Origin of the sequence: Paenibacillus sp. FSL W8-0439, from assembly GCF_038008995.1 — a bacterium.
GTDB classification, from domain to species: domain Bacteria; phylum Bacillota; class Bacilli; order Paenibacillales; family Paenibacillaceae; genus Paenibacillus; species Paenibacillus polymyxa.
In genome coordinates this window covers 2,400,001-2,425,366 of record NZ_JBBPAK010000001.1, presented here as the reverse complement: position 1 = coordinate 2,425,366, position 25,366 = coordinate 2,400,001, and the positions used below count along the sequence as shown (strand labels likewise).

Below are 25,366 nucleotides of genomic sequence, written 5' to 3'. Positions count from 1 at the left end.
TGACTACCCATAAAGTCACTTCTAATTTAAAGTGTTGGTGTATAAATAAAAGGATGAAAACACGCAAATAAGTGTTGTCGCTTATTTACGTGTTTCCTAGAGTATTTTTACATCCCTTCGGAACTATGGGCTTGTGCCCTCGATTAATGAAATGGATTAGTGAAATAGAAATGAGTCTATCGCTTACAGAGGTTCATTTGAATTTGGCTAGCGTGTAAAGGCTGCTGGGACGCCGCCGTCGATGGTCAGCATACATCCTGTTGTTTTCTCTGCCTTGGATGAGGCGAAAAAGGCAATACCTTCTGCGATATCCTGCGGGTAAATGTTGACCAGCAGCGTCGTTCGCTTGCGGTAATGCTCCTCCAGCTGGTCTGGCTCAATGCCGTAGGCGACGGCGCGTTCATTGCGCCAATTGGAGTTCCAGATTGCCGAGCCTTGCAAAATCGCATCTGGCAAAATCGTATTCACGCGGATACCGTACTCGCCGCCTTCTGCGGCAATACAGCGGGCTAGGTGCGCTTCCAGCGCCTTGACCGAGCTGTAGGCCGTTACATTTTTACCTGCATAGACTGAGTTTTTGGAGCCGACGAACACCATGCTGCCGCCAAGCGTCTGTTCCTTCATCAGCTTGAACGCCTCACGCGCGACCAAAAAATAACCTGTTCCCAACACGTTTACATTTAAATTCCATTCCTTTAATGATGTTTCATCGAACGGACTGGATGTAGCAAGCCCTGCATTGTTTACGATAATATCTACACCACCATAGGTTAGCGCCGTCTCGGCATAGGCCGCCTGGATCTGCTCCTCCTGCGTCACATCCATTTTCACGGCAATCGCACGGTTTTCACCGTAACTGTTATTGATGTCTGCAGCTACCTTTTGCGCACCTTCCAGATTGAGATCTGCCAATACAACATGCGCACCTTCATCCACAAGACGACGTGCGGTTGCACTGCCAATTCCGCCTGCACCACCCGTAATGAATGCAATTTTGCGTGAAAATTCTGCTTCTGCTGGCGCAAGTGACAGCTTATAAAGCTCCAGCGGCCAGTACTCTACGTTGTATGATTCATTTTCACTGAGTGAAACAAACTCTCCTAACGCCGTTGCTCCTCGCATGACAGCAATGGCACGATGATACAAGGCACCGCTCACCTGCGCATTGCTCCAGCTTTTGCCTGTGTTGATCATACCGATACCCGGAATTAAGATGACACGCGGCGCTGCTTCAAATCTCACGTCTCCTTCATGTCGATTGCGCTCGAAATAAGCTTGGTACTGCTCCTTATAGACTGCTATACCTTCAGCAAGCCTAACCTTCAACCCCTCTACATCCTCTACATTCGGTGTCCAATCTACATAAAGCGGTTTCATTTTGGTATGAACCAGATGATCCGGACACGCTGCCCCGACCTGGGATAAAGCAGCAGAATCTCGGCCGTTCACAAACTCCAACACATCCTCCGCATCATCAAACGTGAGGATCATCTTTTTCTCATCACTGACTGCCCCCCTGACGGGTGGCATGACCTGGGACACTATGCTGCGGCGCTCCTCTGAAGTAAGCGCTTTATATTTTGCGCCTCCAAACGCCTGCTTTTCCGCTTGGCGAGCTTTAATATAGCTTTCTGCTTCCTGGATGATTTCGATCGTTTTGGCATAAGCCGCTTCAGATGTATCTCCCCACGTAACCAAACCATGCTTCTCCATCAGTACCAACTCAGCTTGTGGATGATCGAGCACCCCTTGGGCAATCATTTTCGACAGCTTAAAGCCTGGACGGATATAGGGCACCCATACAAAACGGTTACCGAAAATTTCCTTAGCGATTTCCTTGCCGTTATGCGCACAGCATAAACTGATGATCGCGTCCGGATGTGTATGATCGACATGCTTAAAAGGCAAAAATGCGTGTAGCAATGCCTCAATTGAAGCCCGCGGATGCTTGGCATCTATCATACAGTTCGCCAAATATGCGATCATAACCTCGTCAGACATCTCTTCCCGTTCAAACAGTGGACGAATGTCCTCCATACGAAGCCCTGTGAAGTTATGCGCTTTCATTGTTGCGAGATCGGAACCGCTACCCTTAACATACATCACCTCTACTTCACGCCCGCGAAAATCTTGTATCGTCGTTTTGGCCGAAGTGTTGCCGCCTCCCCAGTTGCACACGCTCCGATCTGTGCCAATCAGGTTAGAACGATATACGAGCTGTTCCAGTGTGCTTTTCTGCTCAGATGCTTGCGAAGAATTCCATAGACTTTGTACCATAGGAAAAAGACCTCCAAGTTCTGTTTTGGTTTTGAATGGCTTTATTAAGGTGGATATTTTTATTTACGGAGACTATAACACTTTTGTTTAAATTTGAAAATATAAAATACAAAAATAATCAAAAATAATTTTTGATTTTATCCATATGTAAACACGAATATATTCATCTGTAAAACAATCATGACCACACAGACACACACAGACAATAAAGGCCGTGCCAGGAATGGTTATAAGAACCTCTCTGGCACAGCCTCGTTTGTTTAACTCATTTATTTACTCATCTATGCGCATCACTTGGGCTAGTAGCTCGTACGAACGCAAACGTGCCTGGTGATCATATACCTGAGCGGTGGTAATCAACTCATCGGCTCTCGTCTGGTTGATTATAAAATCCAGCCTTTGCTTGACTGTGTCAGGACTACCGATTGCTGAATACCCCAGCATATTACCACGAACCATCTCCTTCTCCTGCTCACTCCAAAGCTTATCCATGTCATCGACTGGTGGTTTTAGTCCTCCGCTATGTCCGCGCAGCACATTTAAAAATTGTTGTTCTTGTGAAGTAAAAAGCCGTTGTGCTTCTTCATCAGAATCTGCAGCAACCACATTCACACCAACCATCACATACGGTTGATCCAGTGCCTTGGACGGCCGGAAATTACGGTGGTACAATTCCAGCGCCTGTAGCAAATGAGCCGGGGCAAAGTGGCTAGCGAACGCAAACGGCAGCCCAAGCTGACCTGCCAGCTGAGCACTGAATCCGCTTGAGCCCAACAACCAGATAGGTATATCCATCCCTTCTCCTGGAATCGCTCTCACCCCCGGCACGGCTCCGTTTAACGCTGGATTCAGGTAAGAGCGCAGCTCATTCAGTTGCTCGGGGAAATCTTCCCCTGTGGTGTGCAGCCCTCGCCGCAATGCTCTCATTGCAGGTTGATCCGTGCCGGGAGCCCGACCAAGTCCCAGATCAATTCGCCCCGGATAAAGCGATTCTAAGGTTCCAAACTGCTCCGCAATTATGAGTGGAGCATGGTTAGCCAGCATAATACCACCTGAACCGACCCGAATCTTGTGGGTATGTGCAGCCACATGTCCGATGATCACAGAAGTAGCAGCGCTGGCAACCGCCTGCATATTATGATGCTCCGTTAGCCAATAGCGTCGGTACCCCCATTGCTCAGCATGCTGGGCAAGATCCACCGTATCACGAAAAGAATCGGCAGGAGTACCGCCTTCAATGACAGGTGCAAGATCTAATATAGACAGTGCAACATTCCGCGTGGTCATTTTATATAAACCTCCTGTCAAACTATTATTTTACGTATTTCTTTCAACGCCTTAATTCTTTGACCTATCAATTGATGCATCAACTATAATAATGCGTCGTCTTATGAATTGCAAATAATTTTAATTTTTAGTATTTATCAAAAAATAGTTTACTTTTACGATTAGCTCGTCTATCATGCTCTTATGTGGATAATAATTATCCATGTTAGCCTGGTTATAACATATTGAGGTGATTGCTAGTGCATATGAAAACAGGTGTCGAACAATCTGTCTACGCTCTCCTTCTGCTCACGATGCTACCGGACAAAGCCGTTTTACCTGGAGAGGCCATTAGCCAGCAGTTAGGCGCTTCACCTACTTATTTTCATAAGCTGTTACGAAAATTGGTTAGCTCTGATTTGATTACTTCTGTACCTGGTGTCAAGGGCGGATTCAAATTAAAGAAAAAACCTGAGGATATACGAGTATTTGATATTTATCTGGCGATTGAGGGACAGCAAACCCTCTATTCTTCCAGCGGTATATACAACGATATGCTTGAATTAAAGAAAGACGATCAGTGCTGTTTACTGGCAAATTTGATGGAAGAAGCGGAAGCCTCCTGGAAAGCCGTTCTGAAAAGAGAAACCATCGCGTCACTCTCTGCTGACTTTTTTAAAGAAGGATATGATGCGAAAATTACTTCTTTGAAGAACTGGATTCAAGAAAAAATGGTCTTGTAAAGAACTTCAAAAACAGAAAGGGATATGAACATGAATGATTATTTAGTAAAAGCTCTTGCCTACAATAACCAGGTGCGGGCTTATGCTGTGAGAACAACGGAAACGGTAAGTGAAGCCCAGCAGCGTCATTATACCTGGCCAACAGCATCGGCTGCATTGGGACGTTCCATGACGGTGGGCGTGATGCTGGGAGCTATGCTTAAACATGAGGATAAACTGACGATTCGGATTAACGGTGGAGGGCCCATCGGCACTATTCTTGTCGATACCAACGCCAAAGGAGAAGTTAGAGGTTATGTAAAAAATCCGCAAACCCATTTTGAGCTTAATCAGATCGGGAAATTAGATGTCGCCAGAGCCGTAGGAACAGATGGAGCGCTGATTGTATCCAAAGATATCGGCCTAAAACAACCATTTGTTGGACAAGTCCCTCTCATATCGGGTGAACTGGGCGAGGATTTCACCTCTTATCTCGTTCAATCCGAACAAATTCCTTCTTCTGTGGGAGCAGGGGTTATTGTTAACCCGGATAACTCCATTCAGGCGGCTGGAGGTTTTATTATTCAGCTGATGCCGGGTACACCGGAAGAGGTTATCAGTTTTATCGAGAGACGGATTGAGAGCATTCCGAGCATCTCCGCAATGGTCATGGAAGGTCTTACGCCAGAGCAGATTCTGGTCCAGATTTTGGGAGAAGGCAACATGAACATACTGGAAACCATGCCTGTACAATTTCATTGTCCCTGCTCAGAAGAACGAGTTACCAATGCCATTATCAGCTTAGGGAATCAGGAAATAGAAGACATGATTCGTACCGATGGACAAGCTGAAGCCCATTGCCATTTTTGTAACGCACATTACCACCTTACCAAAGAAGATCTCGAAAACATGCTGGAAACAAACATCAGTTAAATACGGGCTGTTCCCAAAAGTAGTTTTAGCTACTGGGGAACAGCTCTTTTCTTTCTCAATGCTTTCGATGGATGGTTTCCTTGGCCAAAAACGGTAGACTTGTTTATGACGCAAGTGTTAATGTTATATTATTCCAATTACATGAGGTGAGATGCACTATGTTCGAAAAAGATACGCATGAAATTCTGGCTTATTATGATGGCGGTGCAGAAATAGGCAGATTAGAGCGAGGCATCGGAAAAATAGAGCTGGAAAGATCAAAAGAAATCATTTCCCGTTATCTCAGCAAGTCCACTCATGTTATTTATGATATCGGCGGCGGTGTAGGGGTCTACTCTTCGTGGCTGGCAGAACTGGGATATGAAGTTCATCTATTCGATCTCTCTTCGCAAGCCATTGAATTCGCTCGTCAGCAGCAACTGAATAAACCCATCATCAGCAAGCTGGAAATCGCAGATGCCAGAAATCTTGATCGTAAAGATGAAAGCGCGGACATCGTGCTTTTGATGGGACCTTTATATCATTTAACAGAACAGAAGGAAAGAGTAAAAGCACTGCAAGAAGCAGCGCGTGTCTTAAAGAAGGGGGGAACGCTGATTACTTCGGCTATTTCCAGGTTTGGCTCGCTACTGTGGGGGCTATCGGTGTACGGCGAGTGCAATACCATTGTGGAGGAAGATGCGTTCATGGATATGGTCAGACAGGAGTTAACAGATGGTCAGCATGTACGACCGGCGGCTTATCCCTCTTTTATCACACGCTCCTACTTTCATACACCAGATGCCTTGCGTGCAGACTGGCAGGCGGCTGGATTGCAGGAGCCTCGTGTACTGGGTGTCGAAGGCCCCGTCTGGATTGCACCCGGATTTGAAGAGAAATGGGCCATTCCTTCTCATCGCAGACGTTTGCTGGATATAGCACAGCAGGTTGAAGAGCAGGATTCTGTCATCGGCATGAGCCCGCATATGCTTGCGGTAGGTATCAAGCAAAAAGACGAGCCAAACAGGCTCGCCTCTGTATCATTCTAGATTACTGCTCCAAACTTTCCAATACGGTTTTAATTTCGCTGTTCAAACTAAGTGCATTATAAATCGCAGTCAAGGCTTCAGCACGTGACGCATGATACTTAGGTCCAAACTGACTCGTACTTATACCCGAAAGCACACCGGCTTGTGCTAATTGTTTAATCGTATCAGCCGCAAAAGAAGCGGACAAGTCGGTGAAGCTTTTTTCATTCGAGGTGTCCTTTTTCAATCGGTCTAAATCCAAGATCCGCGCCAAAATGACAGCCATTTCTTGACGGACAATTGTTTGATCCGGTTTAAAAGTACCATCCTCATAACCGTTTAATACTCCAGCTGCGGTCAATTTTGTTATGGCATCCTGCGCCCAGTGATCCCCAATATCGTTCAAAGCCACAGGCTGATTTCCACCACTAATATCGAAGATTCTAGAAATGATAGCAGAAAACTCCGCACGGGTAATTTCACCATCAGGTCTGAAACTGCCATCCTTATATCCATTTACGATACCCAGCTTAGAAAACGTGTCGACCGTCTTTTCTGCCCAATGTCCTTGTAGGTCTGAAGGTTTAACACTAGTAGAAGAATTTAAAGCAGATTCTGCTTTGGACTTTATATTCTGCAGTACTTTGTTGTCTGCAACCACTACGTTACTGTTGAATATGTCTTGCACAGGAGCAGTTGGCCCAGTCACCAATTCTTCAGATACAGATACAGGTACAGTTACTGGTTCTTTAGATACAGTCACCGATGGAGATGATACAGCTGATGTTGCCGTATTGTTGCTGGAATCTTCGCTAGAACGGTCCCTGTTTCGATGCCCAGACCCGCCGCCACTGGAACTACTGGAATCACTGCCAGCATTATTGGGTGCGGGAGCAGCAACAGCTGTTACGGTAACTGGAACATTAAAGCTATATCCGCTGTATGTGGCGGAAATTACCGTGTTCCCTTCTGAAAGTGCTCTAATCTCTCCCTGAGTAACCGTAGCGACATTCGCATTGCTGGAAGTCCAAGTTGCTTCTTCACTGACATCAATCTCTGAAGAGTCCGATTTTACAACTTTTGCTATAGCCTGTTCTGTACCCCCTACCAGCATTTGACCATTATTGATAGAAACACGCAATTCCGTGTGACTATCATCTGTTGGTATCGGATCTGGTGTTGGCACCGGATCTGGCGTTGGCACCGGATCTGGTGTTGGTACTGGATCTGGCGTTGGTATCGGATCTGGTGTTGGTACCGGATCCGGCGTTGGTACTGGATCCGGCGTTGGTACCGGATCTGGTGTTGGTACCGGATCTGGTGTTGGTACCGGATCTGGTGTTGGTACTGGATCTGGTGTTGGTACCGGATCTGGTGTTGGTACCGGATCTGGTGTCGGTGCTGGGTTGATAGTGAATGCAACGGTAGCTGTTGAACTCTTCGCATCTAATGCTCCGTTCGTTGTACCGTCATCAATCACAGTATAATCAAAACTTGCCGGGCCCTGGTAGCCTGAATTCGGAGTGAATAGTACAACCGCTCCGTCTAGAACTACCGTCCCACCTTGTGCATTTTCTACCGATGCGATGCTCAGATGTTGTAAGCTCTCGTTGACAGGGCCTGCCGTGTCGTTTGCTAAGAGTTCATCAATAGCGATAGATTGTGCCCCTGCACTTGCCGATAACGATGGTAGTGTATCATTCACAGCTATCGGACTGTTGTTTACCTCACTCACAGTGATTTTGGCTTGGTTCGGCTCGCTGATCCCTGTTCCACTCATATCTAGTGATGATTGTACGTCGAAACTGAAATGATCACCTGACGGAGAGTTAGCATAAAGATTTGGCGTAAATTTAAGCCCTGCTTCGCCATCCGCTACAGAAATAAATTGACCATCTCGGATTTCCATTACCCCATCATTTTTATAGAGGGTTCCACCAATAATGTTTGAGATTCTAAAGTACGACACGTCAGATCCATCCACTTGATTACGAGTAATGATCAAACCGTCAAAGCTTTGTTTGTCTTCCTCTGTCAAAGCATCAGTCACGTTAGGGACATCAGCGACAGAATTTACTGTAAAAGAGGCTTGCTTGACCACCGACTGCGGGACTGAGACGCCGTTCGATGTTCCATCATCGGTGACGGTAAAAGAGAAGCTAGCGGTTCCATTAAAATTCGGCTGAGGTGTAAAAATTACATTTGTTCCATCTAAACGTACAGCCCCTCCTGCGATGCTGCTGACTGAGGATATCGTTAGGTGTTGACCATTCTCATTCGGACCGGCAGACGCATGCGCAAGCAGTTCTGCAAAAGGAATTGTCCGCTCTCCTGAGTCTTCTGTAATGGAGGATAGCGTTTCGTCTTGCGCTGCCGGGGGATCGTTTACTTCCGTAACATGGACAACAGCCTTAGTGGCATCGCTCAGTCCATTACCCGTTGCACTCTGAGCCGCCTGCACATCAAAAGAGAAGGTATCTCCCGCTGCGTTGTTGGCGTTTGCCATAGGCACAAACCTCACGCCATCCCTAGCTTCTGCTGCTGTGATAAACGTTCCGTTGGAAATCTCGGTGATACCATCGCTATGATACAGCCTGCCTCCGATAATGTTCGTAATTTGATAATGTGTCACTACCGTTGAATCTTGCAGGTTGGGTGTAATGGTTATATTGGATGTTGGGATATCTTCCTCAGTGGTTACAGCAGCTACCTCAGGCATTTTAGACGAAACAGCTGGGGCTGATGTTTCCAATATCAACTGGGGAATATCTACGCCGTTGTCGTCGGCTGAATATGTAATTTCCGAATAGTCTCCAGGGTTCCCTGCTTCATTAGCAAGCAATGCAAATGAGACCATACCATCCGTCTGTTGTTGTACAAAATGGGTAACATCAAAATCAACCCATCCTACTTGAAGGTCTGAACCTGTTTTCGTATCCGAAGGCTGATCCAGCGGGTTTAGCGGAAAAGCTCCGCTGCTCCAAACATCAGCAGTCGATCCATACACGATCAAAAAAGGATTCTGGTTAGAGCTGTAGCTGATAGAAGAGATATGAATACGCAAGGTTGCCTTCGTTACAACCTTCCCAGTCAGCTCGGGCATTTTAAACTGAATCGCTGATCTGTAATATCCTAACACTGCATCCGAAGATCTGCCAACATAGTTTTCTGGTGCATCCATCCAAACGTCGGCAGACTTGCTCCATGTTCCATCTTGGATTAATTTGGGCTGTTCGGTTGGTGCCGCACCAGCATCCGCCACTAAAATTGCCGATGAAAAGATTAGTGATACTGCTGTTAATGCACATGTGAATCGTTTAGTAGACTTGCAAAAATGCATACCTTTCCTCCTGTTGAAATAAATCTATGATTGCTGCTTGATATTATACAATTTCGTCACTGAACAAATTCTGAACAATTGCATTTTATCCTTCTATTCAACCAGCTCAGCAAGAATACGAGCAATTTGCCCGCTGTTTATTCAGTTGAATGGCTTCCGTGGATAAGCTATTGTAAGGATAGGATACTTTTCCCAGATAGAAGAACTTACAGGAGGTCGTTTTTCTTGATAATCCTTGAACTGGTGGGCTTTATTTCTACTGCTGTCTTATCTACGTTTTTTTCCTTTCGATACCGCTTGTGGAGACAACTATAGTGAGAAGTGAACAAGAGATGCTGCATACCATTCTCCAATTTGCTCAAGAAGATGAACGGGTACGTGCCGTGATTATGAATGGTTCACGCGCCAATCCACATGCTCCACGAGATATTTTTCAGGATTATGACATCGTCTTTCTCGTATCTTCCATGGACAGCTTTATTCAGGAACGTCACTGGATTCGCCGCTTTGGAGAATTGATCATTATGCAGACACCCGATGAGCATGTGGAGCCTACTGTGACGTTCCGTGATCGCTTTGCTTTTCTCATGTTATTTACGGATGGCAATCGCATTGATCTTACCCTCTGCCCTGTGACTAACATCGCCAATTGGCCTCGAGACAGCTTAAGTGTACTGCTGCTGGATAAAGACGGCCTGGTGGAGCCTTTCCCACCGCCAAGTCTTCAGGATTATAAGACGGTCCCTCCAACCGCCCAAACCTATGCGGATTCCTGCAACGAATTCTGGTGGGTCAGTACTTATGTGGCTAAAGGATTATGGCGACATGAGCTTCCCTATGCCAAATTCATGTTGGATCGACCTGTAAGAGATGCGCTTCACTTCATGCTGGAATGGCATATGGGTATACAAACTAACTTCACGGCAGATCCAGGTAAGCAGGGAAAATATTTCGAGAAGCACCTTGAGCCTGAACATTGGACGGCCTACATCCAAACGTTTGCGGATGCAGATTATGAACATATGTGGCAGTCTCTTTTTATCATGGGTAATTTATTTAGAGAAGTTGCCCAGAAGGTGGCGAACCATTATGGTTATAGATACCCGATTGAGGACGATCAACGTGTAACAAACTATCTCTATCACGTAAAAGCTCTCCCTGCAGATGCAACGGGCATCTATTAAAGAAAAAAACCAGTCGGGCACTTGATTTACATGTGCTAGCCTGGTTTTTTATACTCTAACATTATTTGACCTATATACGTTTGGAATCTGCTGTCTCCTAATATTAGTTTTCGGTCAGCACCCGGTCGCCTCTGCTCGCAGGCTGAGAGATAACCAAAAATTCAACATCCTCACTCGTTTCATTAAACATTTGATGAGGCACCATAGGAGGAACCTCACACCCTTCCTGAGATCCTAATTGGATGCGTTCACCATCCACTTCAAGTACCGCTGCACCTGATAAAATAAAGAAAAATTGGCGCGCATGATGATGATAATGTCTGACTTCATGTGTATTTCCCGGCATGCGCTCATGAATAATACTCAAATCATCATTTTTCACCAAGCGCCAACCATCACATTGTTCTCCCCATATATAATGTTCAGCATTATGTTTACTTATTTTCAAATTGACTCCCCCTTTGTAGTTACAGTTTTATTGTAAATCTGGATTCACTGAGCTACAATCTTAATTATAAAAAACGATAGAACCCATGTAAAAAAACTCTGAGTCCGACCATTTTTAGATATCCGCCTCGATAATTTCCTCCAACTTAATCCAGCTAAAATCCTCTTCCCCACGAGATAGCTTCACTTCTCGCCGACTTGTGTTAATCACTGTAACCAGTCCGCGCAGCTCCTCATCATCAAACGGATTAAACACTCTTAGTGTAATAGGCTTCCGTTCGTTATAGGATACGATAATGGCCTGTTCAATCTGCTGTATCTCCTGATCGTCCAGTGTCGGCTTGCCGCGTCTTCCCTGCTCCTTCATCAGTCTTACATATGCCTCCCGATGCTCAGGCAAAATCATACGCGAGCTTTCCCATATGCCATTTCCTTCAAGCTTTTTTCCCATCGTAAGCCCCTCCTATGCTGTTCTGGTTACCGGATGCCATGCCAATACATGATCTAATCGAAAAACACGTGGCTGACCAGTTTGCAAACAGGTGGCCCGGATTAAACCATTCTGCACACGATGCACCTCTATCTGCCGATGAGACAGTTTGCCCTTTCGGTCCATATACACGATTTCCACGATCTGTCCCACATATTTCTCCAGCATCATCCTTCACTCCTCATCAGAACGTTTGTTTGTATTATATGCGAACATGCGTTTGATTATCAATGTAAAAAAATCCCCTGAGGGAGTTGCCTCTCTCAAGGGATTTAAAACTCATAGGTGGACAGCTTAATATCCTCTTTATTCAAATCTTTCAGCGGATACACAGGGCCATTCCAATAAGTCAAAATATTAAGTGGCTCATTAGTACCATGCTCCTTTAAAGTGTGAGATAATTCGAGCAATACATGTGGAAGTTGATAAGAGCTTGTTAAAAATTGATATTCTTCTGGACTTTCGCAGTCTTCTGCTCGATAAAATACAAAGTAACCCTCGGTATAATCCCCAATGAGTACAATATAACGAGCAAGAAACATAATTTCACCATTGGCAAACGGAATGGAAAATGTCGAAGCAGAGATTAAATCTGTCTCTAATGCCTCTATACGAACGGTGAGTTCATTGTTTAGAGCATCCATTTTTCCCCTTTGTTCACTGATGAGGTGTTCATAATTTACAGGAACAAGCCCCCCACTCTTGATCGTAGCGATCAGTTCATCTATAAATACTTTTTGAGACAATACTCGATTGCTCATCCTATTCATCTCCATATTCGTGAAAAATAAGCATGAAACTCCCGCTTCAATATGTTCAATATTATGTATTAAAAGCTTGATTCATTAATTATCCAGCATTTTTGTGACGGCATTCACGACCCTTTCCATCTCAAATGGCTTCACAATAAAATCTTTTGCCCCTGCCTTAAATGCTTGTATAATTGCTTCCTGCTGACCCAAAGCGGAACACATTAAGATGTTGGCTTTAGGATCAAGCTCTACAATCTTTTTAACAGCCTCAAGCCCATCCATTTTAGGCATATTAATATCCATGGTAATTAAATCTGGTCGAAAGTGTGCATATTTCAAAACTGCATCATATCCATTTTCCGCTTCTGCAATAACAGAGTGACCTAAATCCAACAGAATATCCTTAAGCACAGAACGCATAAATAAAGAATCATCCACTATTATAACTGTTGCCAAGTTAACCTCTCCAATCCGTTGTCATATGATATGCACGCCCAAACTTCAATATCGGTGAAAAAACTAGTTATATTAATAGAAAGAATCTGTAAAAAGAAAAACGCTACCATTGAATTATAAAAGAAATTTGAAACTAGCTACTACAGCATTAATTTCAATAAAAACGTTTCGCAATGACGTAAATCATTCCTGTAGTATGAAGATTACAAAGTACTAGGTATTCAATGAACCCTTAGCACTATGCAGGAGAATTTAAAGTGAGAAGAATCATTGGGTCAACTCCTTAAACAGACATAAAAAAAGACATCGGTATCATACCGACATCTTTTTTTAAACTATTCGTTTAAAGTTTGCTTATTCATTCAGAGCTTTTTTCAAAGCCTCCAGATTGTTTTTCATCACACCAAGGTAATCCAGGTTTTTCTGCTTGTCTTCATCCGTCAGTCCTTCAAGAGGATTCAGCACATCCGTTTTCGAACCAATTTCAGTAGCTACGGTTTCAGCAACCTTCGGATCAACCAATGTTTCAAAGAAAATCGTCTTCACATTATTTTCTTTAGCAAACTTGATAATACCTGCCAACTTGTCCGGCGTAGGCTCCTGCTCTGGAGATAATCCGGCAATTGGCACTTGGGTCAGACCATATTGCTTAGCCAAATAGCTAAAAGCAGCATGCTGCGTAATAAAGTCTTTACGTTTTACATTCTTCAGACCCGTTTTGAATTCAGTATCCAGCTCTTTCAGCTTAGCAATATAAGCATCAGCGTTTTTCTCATAGTCCGCTTTGTTTGTAGGATCGGCTTTTACAAGCCCTGCTTCTATAGCTTCTACTTCTTTCTGAGCTAAGACTGGATCAAGCCATACATGAGGGTCCAGCACATGATCGTGATCATGGCCTTCCTCTGCGTGTGCTTCTTCTCCTTCTTCCTCCTCGGCAGATCCTTCCATCAGGTTCAACCCTTTGCTTGCTTCAACTACTACACGCTTATCATTCGATGCGCTGCTCAAAGCCTGTTCTGCCCAACCTTCGACGATCCCGTTATATACAAATACGTCAGCATCCTTAACCTGTGCCATATCTTTGGCGCTTGGCTCCCAATCATGCGGCTCAGCACCAGCAGGAATCAACGCGGTTACGTTAGCATGATCTCCGGCAACTTGCTTGGTGAATTCATACATCGGATAAAAAGTGGTGACTACATTCAGCTTTTTACCACTGTCCGCTGTTTGTGCCGGATTAGGTTCAGTTTGAGATGCATTCGTGGCTGCATGATCAGATTTAGCTCCGCAACCGGCCAAAATAAGTGCTAGCCCCGCGGATAATACAAATGATTTTTTGAACCATGTATTCATATTCATAACTCCTTATGTGTTAGTTTTTTATAAACTCACTGACCTGCCGCATTCTTACGTCGGGAAGCCTGTTGCTTGCCAAGCTTACGGACCAGCTTTTGAATACTAGCTCCTACGATCAGGAATAATAATAGCACCATAGCAATCGTCCCACCTGGGGGTGTACTGAGTTCATATGATGCGGTTAATCCCATAAATACGCCGATTAATGCGGTGATCATGGATATCCAGATAGCTGCCGCGAAGCTCGGTGCAATTCGAATCGCCAGCGCAGCAGGCAACACGATTAGTGAGGAGACAAGCAGTACACCGACAATCGGCATGGCTGCGGCTACAATCATCCCAGTCAAAATACTAAACGCAAACGAGATAGACTTGACAGGAAGACCATTGGTCTTTGCCGTTTCTTCATCAAAGGTAATCTGGTACAAAGGCCGTCGGAACACGAAAAAGAAAATACCTCCGATGACAGCCACAGCGATCATCAACATCAGCTCTGTCTGATTGACGGCTACTACCGACCCAAACAAATAAGCGGAAAATCCTTTGTTAATGCTCTGATTCAGATTCATTAAAATAACAGCCGTTGAGAGGCCACCTACCATAATAATAGCCACAGAAATCTCACTATACGTTTTATAAGATCTGCGGACGTATTCAACAATAATCGCACCGATCACCGCAACAATAAATCCAGTTATCGTCGGGTTAATCCCTAAATAGGCACCTGCTGCCACCCCTGCCAGCGATACATGCGATAGCATGTCCGCCATGAGAGCCTGACGCCGTAGCATCAGGTATACTCCAAGCACCGAGGCCAGCAGTGCAATTACCCCACCGGCACAAAATGCCCGCTGCATGAAGTCGTAGTGCAGCATTTCCATCCGCCATCTTCCTTCCTTTCAAGCTCAATAATACGATCCAGATAATGTTGTACTTCCGATAGTCCATGGGTAACCATGACTACAGTTCTTCCATATTCCTTAACCTGCTGATTCATCAGATCGTAGAAGTGATGTCGGCTTTCCTGATCCATTCCGGTCGTGGGCTCATCCAAAATGAGCAAATCCGATTCCTGAGCAAGTGCCCTTGCCACACAAATACGCTGCTTCTGTCCACCAGACAATTCGCCGATTTTGCGGTGCCGTAAATCCCACATCCCTACTTGACGAAGCGCCTGCTCTGTCAGATCATGATCCTCAGCCCGCATCCGGCGCAGCCAAGAGCCATGAGTATATCTACCCGAACGGACAAATTCCAGGATGGTACTTGGAAATCCTCCATTGAAGGCAGCAATTTGTTGTGATACAAATCCGACAACGAGCTTTTTACCTTCACCTGTACGGTCGGACATAAACACTTTGCCCTTCCAAGGCTGAAGTAAACCGAGCAGCAACTTGAGCATCGTCGATTTGGAAGCACCGTTGGGTCCAGTGATCGCCACAAATTCTCCGGAAAAAATTTCAACATTGGCATCCACCAAGTTAGGAACATCTCCGTAGCCAAATGTGACCTGTTCCAATGAGGCCAATAACATGACGCAAATCTCCTTTTCCTTTAAAAAGCCTGGAGCCATCTGAGCGGTCATCATAGCGCAGATTCTCCAGGTCGTTTATGATCATTAAACCATCTACCGTAATTATTACGATTTGGTAATAAAAAAATAAGCGCTTGATAAACGTAACCTTTACGCATTAGCAAGTTTAACAGTTTAGGCAAGGTTCGTCAATGTTTTGGCAACTCTTTTGTTTGTTTATTTCACTTTGCCCGGGTACAAGCCTGCTGCCAAGGTTTTCAGTGCAATCGGTGCTCGCACACCTTCAGCCGCTGCGGATAGAGGCAGCACCACAAATCGTTTGTTTTTGATCGCTTCAACACCAGCCAGCGCGGGCTTGCTCAACAGAAGCTTTTCTTTATCCGCCAGTGAAGTATCTCCGTAGTCGAGAATAATAATAACATCAGGGTTGCGGTTCACGACCTCTTCCCAGCTTACTTCCGTAAAACTTTTATCGATATCATCAAAAATATTTTTCGCCTTCACACTTTTAATCAAAGACGTCAGATAATTGTTGGCAGCCGTAAATGGCTTGTCTTCGCCGCTGTCATAAACAAAAACCTTGGGTGCCCGTTCAAACGTGCCAATTTGAGTCTGAATGGACTGCACTTGTGCACGAATGTCATTTACCAGTTTTTCTGCACGCTCCTCAACCCGGAAAATACGTCCAATATTTAGTATATCCCGATATACATCTTCTAATATAGGACCCGGCTTATTGGAGGATTCCTGTATATAGGTTTGCACGCCCTGTTGGGCAAGCTCCTCACGGGAACCCAGATTTTTATCATTAAAGGCACTCTTCCAGCCCGCATAGGCAAAATCCGGTGCAGCTGCCATAAACACCTCTTTGGACGGATATTGTTTGGCTAGAACCGGGATTTTATCATATTGAGTCTTATATTTCGGTAAAATCTGATCATCCAAATAGGCGGTTCCTACCATGGAAGATTCCAGTCCAAGGGCCAGCATAACTTCTGTCGCATGCTGGTTCAATGTAACCGCACGTTTGGGCGCTTCGGGAAATACCATTTTTACACCCATGTTCTCAATCTCTACTGCCTTCTCTTGGGTTGTTGATTGCGATGCATCAGATTGCTGCCCGTTTGCAGATGAATTTGTGGTTTGAGCCGTGTTTCCTGCTGCGCAGGCCGATAATAACAGCATCGCCAAAGCTAGCATAACCAGCGGTAATGCGGGTTTGCTACATTTATTCATATGTAACGTCTCCTCTTTCATTCACAGTTTTATCTTACCTTATCGAATCACCATTCTGCCTGTTAATGTCATAGATGGTCTCCACCTCTAAGAGAATCCGGTAAAAAGGTAATACTCGGTTTCCCGGTTTTCGGATGAATGCGAATTTCTGTTTCCACCCCGAATACACTGCGTAGCAGGTCAGGCTGAAGCACATTCTCTGTTATGCCGGAGGCTACCACCTTGCCTTCTTTTAATACATACAATCGGTCACAATAACATGCTGCCAAATTTAAATCATGCAGTGCAGCTAAAGCAGTGATCTGAAGTGTTTTGACCAAATCGAGAATTTGCAGCTGATACCGGATATCGAGATGATTCGTCGGCTCGTCCAAAATGAGAAATTTCGCTTGTCCGGCCAAAGCCCTGGCGATCAATACCCGTTGCTTTTCACCGCCCGACAGGGTAGCAAACCCCTGATCCGCTTGAGCATTCATGCCTACCCGCTCCAGCGCCTGCTCAACCAGCTCATGATCGAAGACAGTATCTGCTTCCAGCAGTTTCTTATGAGGATGGCGGCCCATCAGGACGATGTCCCGTACTGAAAAATCAAACGTTTGGGGCGCATCCTGACTTACCACTGCCATTTGTCGTGCTGTTTCTTTGTACTTCATCCGTAGTAAATCCCGGCCATCCAGCGTCACCAAACCACTGTCAGGCCTTAACACCCGATACATATTCTTAAGCAACGTTGATTTGCCGCTGCCATTCGGACCGATCAGCCCGACCAGCTCTCCCGTTTTTACCTGGAGACTGATACCGTCGATCAATCGTTTATCGTGAATACTGAAGGTCACGCATTCGACTTCTATATTCATTTTCCGCCTCCAAACGAGTAGGAACTGCGCCGCAGTAACCACACAAAAAAGGGTCCGCCGCACACAGCCGTTACAATACCAATCGGCAGCTCTTGTGGAGCCAGCACGAGCCGGGCACATACGTCTGCCCACACGACAAAGATAGCTCCCGAAAGCAGGCTGACAGGCAGGACACGACGATGATCCGATCCCACTATTAGCCTAACGATGTGTGGAATCATAAGCCCGACAAAACCAATCGAGCCACTCACGGATACGACTGCCCCGGTTAAAAGGGAAGCGACAACAACCAATAATATACGGAACGCCTGCACGTTCACACCGAGCGTTACGGCGGCTTCTTCTCCTGTCAGCAAAGCATTCAATGAACGGCATCGGGTCATAAGGACAGCCGTTCCCACGGCTATAATAAGGCTTGGAATGAAAAGCGTATCCCATTGAGCGCCTGCCAGACTTCCCATCATCCAATACATCGCGTCACGGATGCCTTTTTCATTCGGGGCCATCGTAACGATAAAGCTAGTCACAGCCGACAGCATCATAGATACCGCCACCCCTGCCAACAGCAAGCGGGTCGTCGATATCCGTCCGGCCACACGAGCTAACGCAAACACCATAAACATCGCAGCTAGAGAGCCTATAAAAGCAGATATGGGCAGTGTAAGTCGTCCCAAAAATCCAAAAGCTCCAAACACAATAACTAACGTCGCAGTCACTGAAGCACCCGACGAGACTCCTAGAATATAGGGGTCCGCTAACGAATTGCGAATTAATGCCTGTATAGCCGCTCCGGTAACAGCAAGTCCTGCTCCCACGACAACACCTAGCAGCACACGCGGAAAGCGAATTTCCCACACGATATATTGCTCCGGTTTGGTCCATGTCACGGGTATCCACTGATCCAGCCAGGGCAGATGGGACAGCGCAATTCGCCATACTGTCCCTGGAGCGACAGCCACAGGACCCAGCATGACCGCAAGTGTAACTGACAGCACCAGTCCCGCAGTTAATAGCAGCAGAATTGTTGTAAATCTCCATGGAGGCTTCCCTGCTAGATCAGCTCGAGAATGAGGCTTGGATGAATAAACGCTATTTGTTCTCGAAATCATGAACTAGCCAGTGGCTTTGCAGCCGCTTCAAGCTTTTTCAATCGTTCCCCGATCTCAGAAGCAGAGAAATTCTCGCCCATGATCACCACTACATCGTTCACTGGCTTTTGCGGTCGGATCGGGATGATTTCCAGCTCACGATAGGCAAATTGAAACATCATCTGGCCCTCCGATTCCAAAAATCGCGCGATTCCTTTGGCCCGGTAAATTTCAGCAGGCAAACTGCGGAACAACTGTTCAAACTCGGAGCGTGACACAGGTTGTCCAAAAAAATGCGTATGAACAACTACATGGTCGTAGGAATGATAATGCTCTCCGTGTTCATGTTTATGGTCGTGATGCTCGGGCTCATGATAGTCATGAGGATGATGGCCTGTATGATCATCATGACCATACGTGTGAAAATGAGCTTCCGCATGCTGATGATCATTCGCGATATCGACTGTGGACTCCTTTTGCCGCGAAACATCCATCTGTTTCTCTCCTTGAATGGAGAAAAAGGCACCCAAATCTACGTCACTACGCTCCGTGCTTACAGTCAAAGCATAAGGATTTAATTCTTTTACAAGGGCCTGTACTTTTTGCAATTCTCCCGCAGCCAATAAATCAGTCTTGTTAATAATCAGTTTGGAAGCACACCGCAGCTGATCCTGCATCAAACGAAACGACTTGCTTCTCTCACTACCCAAGGAGAAATCCAGAAATTGACGCGCATCCACGACCGTGATAACAGATTGTAAAACCATAGAAGAATATATGGAAGCATCTGTCACTGCATCTACAATCTCCATTGGATTAGCCACTCCGGTACATTCTACAATAATTACATCCGGCTTATATTCCTCGGCAAGATTCACGAGCTCGACGCCCAAATCTCCGCGAATGGTACAGCATATACAGCCACTGAGCATTTCCTTCATGGGGGCTTGGTCGTTCACCAAACTGCCATCCAGATTAACATCACCCAACTCATTCATCAAAATAGCTGGCTTGAGACCCTGCTCCTTGTAGTAAGCCAGCGCATGCTGAAGAAGAGTTGTTTTCCCGCTGCCCAAAAATCCGGATAAAACAACAATCGGTATCATATAATCCTCCTTGTCTTTACAGCACTAATATGGATCGTACCGTAAAAGTTTTCTTCTTGCAATCATTTATCGGATTTTAATCGTAATAATTACTATTACCGAACATAAATATATATGACCACGCTTTGAATTGTCAATATAGGAGGTGATTCAAGCATAATCCTGCGGCATGATTGTCCCAACACAGGCATAGGATGTAGATAAGAACCCTTATTCCCAAGGAGATGTGGAATGAAAAACCGTACGCTGTTGAAGATGCTGCCTTTTATGATTCCGTTTGCCTTTCTCATCCCTGTGCTTATTACGCTATCTCCTCAGTGGCTTCGTTTGTTAGACATAGGGCAGCTGCAGTCATTAAAGACGGTATTTATGGGTATTTTTCTGGAGGCTGTTCCGTTTCTCCTGATCGGTGTGCTTGTTTCATCCCTTTTACAGTGGCTTGTACCGGAGACATGGATTCGTAAAATAGCGCCTGCCCATCCTGTGCCGGGTGTCCTGCTCGCCTCCTTGCTAGGTATGCTGTTTCCCATCTGTGAGTGTGGCATGATCCCTGTCGTTCGCCAATTAATGCTCAAGGGAATGCCTGCCTATATGGGTATCACTTTTATCTTAAGCGGACCTATTATCAATCCCGTAGTACTGGCTGCGACAATGATGGCTTTCCCTTCCCATCCTGAGGTCACTGTCGTTCGAATGGGTTTGGCCTTTGTCGTTTCCGCGACCATCGGATTGATCATATATGCCTTTGTGCGTGTGCATCCGCTCAAACGGTCTTTGCTCTCTTTTAACCAACAAAAGCAGAACAATCAGACTCATCGGCATAACCGCACATGGCGGGGATTTTTTGTACATGCTGGCGACGAGTTTTTGGACATGAGTAAATATCTCGTTATCGGCGCATTATTGACAGCTTGCATCCAAACCTTTATCCCACGTGATGAAATGCTTTCGTTAAGTAATGGTACGGCTGGCTCATACGCCTTTATGATGGGCTTTGCCTACGTGCTATCGCTATGTTCCACCTCTGATGCCTTTGTAGCTACTGCTTTTTCGCATACCTTTACACTGGGTCCGCTGGCAGCCTTTCTTGTACTCGGCCCGATGCTTGATTTCAAAGGCACACTCATGCTGCTCAGCACCTTTCGCACCAAATTTGTCGTGATCTTGGGCTTACTCATTATTTTACTCGTCCTGATGGGATCTATAGCTGCTGAATGGTTATTGGGGAGGTAAATACAAACGTGAATTCAACCTTTAGCATCCGCTGTCAATATGGCATGCGCTCCTTGCTCATGATCGGATTAGCTGTATACATCATCACATTACATCGCACAAGTGCACTTCATTACTACTTGGCTCCGCACATGCAAAAGCTGCTTTTACTCTGTCCTGTGCCACTCATATTCATCGCTTTGGCGATGGCATGGCACGTAATCGTGGGAAGCCGGGATGGTGAAGATGTATGCGATTGCGAACATCCTTTACCGCAAAGCTGGTTCAAAAAAACTCTCGTATATGGAATGCTGCTCATTCCGTTGCTGTTCGGATCACTGCTGCCCAATCAGGCGCTTGGCAGTGATATGGCAGCCAAAAAAGGTATGTCCTTCACCTATCCCAACCCGGATATACGACGAAAAACAGACATACAAACCACGAATACACCCGCAGCCTCCCTTTTATCCACTCCATCTTTCACACCAACTTCGCTCCCTCTAAAGGGAAAATGGAGTCAGGAAGCGCTGGATAAGCTGTTCGTTCCGCCCGATGAGTACAATGTAGAATTCGCCGAGCTGGCGAAACGTCTGTATCAGCAACCCATTATACAGATCCATCCGGAGATTTTTTCCGAAACTATAGGAGCGATCGAACTGTATAAACACGCTTTTCAAGGAAAAAAAGTACAGGTGACCGGCTTTGTCTATAAAGACGACAATCTACCGGGTAAAGGTCTATTTGCAGTAGGAAGGTTCCTCGTTATGTGCTGTACTGCCGATGCCATGCCATTCGGGATTATCGTCCAATCCCAGAACCCTCCGTCCTTTGACAAGGATACCTGGGTGACTATTGAAGGAACTCTGCATGCAACGCAAAAGGATAATGCACCCGTACTTGAAATTCGATCCGATAAAATAACGACTGTCAAGCAGCCAGAATCCCCTTATGTCTATACCCAAGCAGACTCGGTAGCAACCTATGATCGCTTGAATACGGCACACTAAACCCGCCAAGGAGGAAAAATGATGAACAAAGTTCCTGTTATATTAATCAGTGGTTTTCTTGGAAGCGGCAAAACGACACTACTTTTGCGGCTGTTAGCCTATACTCGTCAGATTCCTCTTCGTGCTGCTGTTTTAATGAACGAAATGGGCGAATATGATGTAGACAGCGCTATTATTTCAGAGGAAATGCCTGACGTAACAGTGGAAGGACTGCTAGAGGGGTGCATTTGTTGCAGCAAAAGAAATGAGCTGGCTGGCGCACTGCACACCCTGCTCAGCCAAGAGCCGGATGTGATCTTCATGGAGACCACCGGAGTAGCCAACCCCGAGCAGGTGCTGGAGGAACTTCGCTCCCCACTGCTGGCAGATCGGCTGTATCTGGTTCACGGCATCAGTGTGGTGGATGCTGAGCTGTTCCATGAATACAACAGCCGCTTCACTGCAGACAAGGAGCTGGTTCGGACTCTGCACGGACAGCTTCGCTCCGCCGACTTTATTGTTGTGAACAAAACGGATGTCGCAAATAGCCGTGAAGTGGCTAAGGTCGTCAAGAACATCCGCAAGCTCAACGATACGGCCAAGTTGCAAACTACTGAGTATAGCCGCATTGACCTTGAACCACTGCTGGAACCTGTCCTGAACTCCGTATGGGTTGACCCGAAACCTGTACAAGTATTTCAACATACATCGGCACAGATGCAGCCCAACGATGCAGAAGCATCACCTATACCAATTCCCGCTAAAGATAACGAAAGACCTAGCAGTGCCTCCAGAAGTACCGCATTCAAAGTAATTTCTGCACACCGTCAAAACCACAGTCACGATCACGACCTCCCCCATTCCTTTTCCCGTCTGGAGAGCTTAACACTGCATCAATATTCTCCTCAGCCATTGGAAAAGCAACGATTAGAAGACTTCCTGACTAGGCTAGGTTCCTCGCTGCTTCGTGCGAAAGGTTATTGTGTGCTTCCGCATGAGGGTACAATGCTTTTGCAATTCTCAGGAAGTCACTTGGAATGGCAGCCCACCGCACTTCCGGTGAGCCAGGGATATGTCACACTCATTGGAGAGCAGCTTGACAAAGCATCCATTACCGAGCAATGGGAACAGTGCTTCGTTTCGCTGTAGTCGACAGATTCGGCTCGAAATGAAATTCCCCTCCAAAATGTCTACGAAATTAAATTATAAAAGGCTGTTCCTTTGACCTTTAAAAGTCATGGAACAGCCTTTTTTTGTAACTATCATAAATTTGCATATACGCAGTATATACCTTATAGGATGTTATGTTGAATGATGGGAAAACAAAAAAAAGCCGTCGAGGCATTCTCGACGACCTGAGTACGACTATGCAGAGTCATACTATTATTTGCTTGGCGGCGTCCTACTCTCCCAGGACCCTGCGGTCCAAGTACCATCGGCGCTGGAGGGCTTAACGGTCGTGTTCGGGATGGGTACGTGTGGAACCCCTCCGCTATCGCCACCAAACATGAATTTGCCTCGCAAATTCCTTCGTAAGGTTATTCGGTTCATCACAGATTCTGTGAATGAATCGCCATACGCTTGTTGTATGTACTTCTACATACCTTCAAGGTTACACCCTGAAAACTGGATCCGAAACTTCATTGCGTCTTATCTTAGGATAAGCCCTCGACCGATTAGTATTGGTCAGCTCCATGCATTACTGCACTTCCACCCCCAACCTATCTACCTCGTCGTCTTCAAGGGGTCTTACTAATTGGGAAATCTCATCTTGAGGGGGGCTTCACGCTTAGATGCTTTCAGCGCTTATCCCTTCCGTACATAGCTACCCAGCGGTGCTCCTGGCGGAACAACTGGTACACCAGCGGTACGTCCATCCCGGTCCTCTCGTACTAAGGACAGCTCCTCTCAAATTTCCTACGCCCACGACAGATAGGGACCGAACTGTCTCACGACGTTCTGAACCCAGCTCGCGTACCGCTTTAATGGGCGAACAGCCCAACCCTTGGGACCTACTTCAGCCCCAGGATGCGATGAGCCGACATCGAGGTGCCAAACCTCCCCGTCGATGTGGACTCTTGGGGGAGATAAGCCTGTTATCCCCAGGGTAGCTTTTATCCGTTGAGCGATGGCCCTTCCATGCGGTACCACCGGATCACTAAGCCCGACTTTCGTCCCTGCTCGACTTGTAGGTCTCGCAGTCAAGCTCCCTTCTGCCTTTGCACTCTTCGAATGATTTCCAACCATTCTGAGGGAACCTTGGGGCGCCTCCGTTACTCTTTAGGAGGCGACCGCCCCAGTCAAACTGCCCACCTGACACTGTCCTCGTACCGGATTACGGTACCAAGTTAGAACCTAGATACGATCAGGGTGGTATCCCAAGGATGCCTCCCCTCAAGCTGGCGCTCAAGGTTCAACGGCTCCCACCTATCCTGTACAGATCGTACCCAAATTCAATATCAAGCTGCAGTAAAGCTCCATGGGGTCTTTCCGTCTTGTCGCGGGTAACCTGCATCTTCACAGGTATTAAAATTTCACCGGATCTCTCGTTGAGACAGCGCCCAAGTCGTTACGCCATTCGTGCGGGTCAGAATTTACCTGACAAGGAATTTCGCTACCTTAGGACCGTTATAGTTACGGCCGCCGTTTACTGGGGCTTCGGTTCATAGCTTCGCCCGAAGGCTTACCACTCCCCTTAACCTTCCAGCACCGGGCAGGCGTCAGCCCGTATACTTCGCCTTGCGGCTTCGCACAGACCTGTGTTTTTGCTAAACAGTCGCTTGGGCCTTTTCACTGCGGCCCCCTCGGGCTATTCACCCTACCGAGGCACCCCTTCTCCCGAAGTTACGGGGTCATTTTGCCGAGTTCCTTAACGAGAGTTCTTCCGCGCGCCTTAGAATTCTCTTCTCGCCTACCTGTGTCGGTTTGCGGTACGGGCACCTTCTCCTGGCTAGAGGCTTTTCTTGGCAGTCTGAGATCATGACCTTCGCTACTATAATTTTCGCTCCCCATCACAGCCCAGCCTTCACGATGTGCGGATTTGCCTACACATCAGCCTCACTGCTTAGACGGACATCCATCAGTCCGCGTCACTACCCTACTGCGTCACCCCATCGC

The 25,366-nt window shown here is 46.2% G+C and carries 22 protein-coding genes and 2 rRNA genes (1 of these 24 cut by a window edge); 7 read left to right on the top strand and 17 right to left on the bottom strand.

Annotated elements, in window-relative coordinates; all coding sequences use genetic code 11:
- Nucleotides 1–207 precede the first annotated feature (207 nt).
- Together MKX36_RS10740 and MKX36_RS10735 are read right to left on the bottom strand one after the other, a co-directional pair.
- Nucleotides 208–2,277 carry a bifunctional aldolase/short-chain dehydrogenase gene (locus MKX36_RS10740; protein WP_340864639.1) on the bottom strand — a complete coding sequence of 690 codons (2,070 nt, stop codon included), beginning with the start codon at nt 2,275–2,277 and terminating at the stop codon, nt 208–210.
- A 273-nt stretch (nt 2,278–2,550) separates the two neighbouring features.
- Nucleotides 2,551–3,564, bottom strand: a complete 1,014-nt coding sequence (locus tag MKX36_RS10735; protein ID WP_090891571.1) for an LLM class flavin-dependent oxidoreductase — start codon at nt 3,562–3,564, stop codon at nt 2,551–2,553.
- Between the two features lie 245 nt (nt 3,565–3,809).
- Here MKX36_RS10735 and MKX36_RS10730 point away from each other — a divergent pair, with 245 nt between their 5' ends.
- The 3 genes from MKX36_RS10730 to MKX36_RS10720 all read left to right on the top strand — a co-directional run bounded on the left by MKX36_RS10730 (nt 3,810) and on the right by MKX36_RS10720 (nt 6,226).
- On the top strand, nt 3,810–4,286 hold the full coding sequence (locus MKX36_RS10730) for an RrF2 family transcriptional regulator (RefSeq protein ID WP_016818455.1): 477 nt from the start codon (nt 3,810–3,812) through the stop codon (nt 4,284–4,286).
- A 30-nt stretch (nt 4,287–4,316) separates the two neighbouring features.
- On the top strand, nt 4,317–5,198 hold the full coding sequence (gene hslO, locus MKX36_RS10725) for an Hsp33 family molecular chaperone HslO (protein WP_340864638.1): 882 nt from the start codon (nt 4,317–4,319) through the stop codon (nt 5,196–5,198).
- Between the two features lie 158 nt (nt 5,199–5,356).
- Nucleotides 5,357–6,226, top strand: coding sequence for a class I SAM-dependent methyltransferase (locus MKX36_RS10720; protein ID WP_017428468.1), 870 nt, complete (start codon nt 5,357–5,359; stop codon nt 6,224–6,226).
- A 1-nt stretch (nt 6,227) separates the two neighbouring features.
- On the opposite strand, the gene MKX36_RS10715 is transcribed toward MKX36_RS10720, so the two are convergent.
- Nucleotides 6,228–9,545, bottom strand: a complete 3,318-nt coding sequence (locus MKX36_RS10715) for an S-layer homology domain-containing protein (RefSeq protein ID WP_340864637.1) — start codon at nt 9,543–9,545, stop codon at nt 6,228–6,230.
- A gap of 314 nt (nt 9,546–9,859) precedes the next feature.
- On the opposite strand from MKX36_RS10715, the gene MKX36_RS10710 reads away from it, so the two are divergent.
- Entirely contained in the window at nt 9,860–10,729 is an 870-nt protein-coding gene (locus tag MKX36_RS10710) for an aminoglycoside 6-adenylyltransferase (protein ID WP_031463435.1), read from the top strand.
- A 103-nt stretch (nt 10,730–10,832) separates the two neighbouring features.
- On the opposite strand, the gene MKX36_RS10705 is transcribed toward MKX36_RS10710, so the two are convergent.
- The 12 genes from MKX36_RS10705 to MKX36_RS10650 all read right to left on the bottom strand — a co-directional run bounded on the left by MKX36_RS10705 (nt 10,833) and on the right by MKX36_RS10650 (nt 20,051).
- Entirely contained in the window at nt 10,833–11,177 is a 345-nt protein-coding gene (locus tag MKX36_RS10705) for a cupin domain-containing protein (protein ID WP_016818451.1), read from the bottom strand.
- A gap of 114 nt (nt 11,178–11,291) precedes the next feature.
- Nucleotides 11,292–11,627, bottom strand: a complete 336-nt coding sequence (locus tag MKX36_RS10700; RefSeq protein WP_016818450.1) for a YolD-like family protein — start codon at nt 11,625–11,627, stop codon at nt 11,292–11,294.
- Between the two features lie 12 nt (nt 11,628–11,639).
- Nucleotides 11,640–11,834 carry a hypothetical protein gene (locus MKX36_RS10695; protein WP_017428465.1) on the bottom strand — a complete coding sequence of 65 codons (195 nt, stop codon included), beginning with the start codon at nt 11,832–11,834 and terminating at the stop codon, nt 11,640–11,642.
- A 104-nt stretch (nt 11,835–11,938) separates the two neighbouring features.
- A complete protein-coding gene (locus tag MKX36_RS10690) occupies nt 11,939–12,427 on the bottom strand; it encodes a hypothetical protein (protein ID WP_016818449.1) in 489 nt (162 codons plus the stop codon).
- Between the two features lie 84 nt (nt 12,428–12,511).
- Entirely contained in the window at nt 12,512–12,874 is a 363-nt protein-coding gene (locus MKX36_RS10685) for a response regulator (RefSeq protein WP_014599711.1), read from the bottom strand.
- A 354-nt stretch (nt 12,875–13,228) separates the two neighbouring features.
- Nucleotides 13,229–14,227: a metal ABC transporter substrate-binding protein gene (locus MKX36_RS10680; protein ID WP_016818448.1), complete on the bottom strand. Its 999-nt coding sequence runs from the start codon at nt 14,225–14,227 to the stop codon at nt 13,229–13,231.
- Between the two features lie 35 nt (nt 14,228–14,262).
- Nucleotides 14,263–15,111, bottom strand: coding sequence for a metal ABC transporter permease (locus tag MKX36_RS10675; protein WP_153794958.1), 849 nt, complete (start codon nt 15,109–15,111; stop codon nt 14,263–14,265).
- Nucleotides 15,057–15,764: a metal ABC transporter ATP-binding protein gene (locus MKX36_RS10670; RefSeq protein ID WP_170973163.1), complete on the bottom strand. Its 708-nt coding sequence runs from the start codon at nt 15,762–15,764 to the stop codon at nt 15,057–15,059. The genes MKX36_RS10675 and MKX36_RS10670 overlap by 55 nt, the downstream gene beginning before the upstream one ends.
- 216 nt (nt 15,765–15,980) lie before the next feature.
- On the bottom strand, nt 15,981–17,000 hold the full coding sequence (locus tag MKX36_RS10665; protein ID WP_340864636.1) for an ABC transporter substrate-binding protein: 1,020 nt from the start codon (nt 16,998–17,000) through the stop codon (nt 15,981–15,983).
- 68 nt (nt 17,001–17,068) lie between these two features.
- On the bottom strand, nt 17,069–17,857 hold the full coding sequence (locus tag MKX36_RS10660; RefSeq protein ID WP_031463431.1) for an ABC transporter ATP-binding protein: 789 nt from the start codon (nt 17,855–17,857) through the stop codon (nt 17,069–17,071).
- Nucleotides 17,854–18,966, bottom strand: a complete 1,113-nt coding sequence (locus MKX36_RS10655; RefSeq protein WP_340864635.1) for a FecCD family ABC transporter permease — start codon at nt 18,964–18,966, stop codon at nt 17,854–17,856. The genes MKX36_RS10660 and MKX36_RS10655 overlap by 4 nt, the downstream gene beginning before the upstream one ends.
- Nucleotides 18,963–20,051 carry a CobW family GTP-binding protein gene (locus tag MKX36_RS10650; protein ID WP_340864634.1) on the bottom strand — a complete coding sequence of 363 codons (1,089 nt, stop codon included), beginning with the start codon at nt 20,049–20,051 and terminating at the stop codon, nt 18,963–18,965. Before MKX36_RS10650 ends, MKX36_RS10655 begins: the two co-directional genes overlap by 4 nt.
- A gap of 231 nt (nt 20,052–20,282) precedes the next feature.
- On the opposite strand from MKX36_RS10650, the gene MKX36_RS10645 reads away from it, so the two are divergent.
- Genes MKX36_RS10645 through MKX36_RS10635 form a run of 3 tightly spaced genes read left to right on the top strand, consistent with a single transcriptional unit; the run spans nt 20,283 to nt 23,398 of the window.
- A complete protein-coding gene (locus MKX36_RS10645) occupies nt 20,283–21,284 on the top strand; it encodes a permease (protein ID WP_340864633.1) in 1,002 nt (333 codons plus the stop codon).
- A gap of 8 nt (nt 21,285–21,292) precedes the next feature.
- Nucleotides 21,293–22,270, top strand: coding sequence for a TIGR03943 family putative permease subunit (locus MKX36_RS10640; RefSeq protein ID WP_340864632.1), 978 nt, complete (start codon nt 21,293–21,295; stop codon nt 22,268–22,270).
- 18 nt (nt 22,271–22,288) lie between these two features.
- Complete coding sequence (locus tag MKX36_RS10635) at nt 22,289–23,398, top strand: CobW family GTP-binding protein (protein ID WP_107735278.1); 1,110 nt, start codon at nt 22,289–22,291, stop codon at nt 23,396–23,398.
- Between the two features lie 240 nt (nt 23,399–23,638).
- On the opposite strand, the gene rrf is transcribed toward MKX36_RS10635, so the two are convergent.
- Both rrf and MKX36_RS10625 read right to left on the bottom strand, forming a co-directional pair.
- Nucleotides 23,639–23,755, bottom strand: a 5S ribosomal RNA gene (rrf, locus tag MKX36_RS10630).
- Nucleotides 23,756–23,905: 150 nt separating this feature from the next.
- A 23S ribosomal RNA gene (locus MKX36_RS10625) occupies nt 23,906–25,366 on the bottom strand (it continues 1,467 nt past the right edge of the window).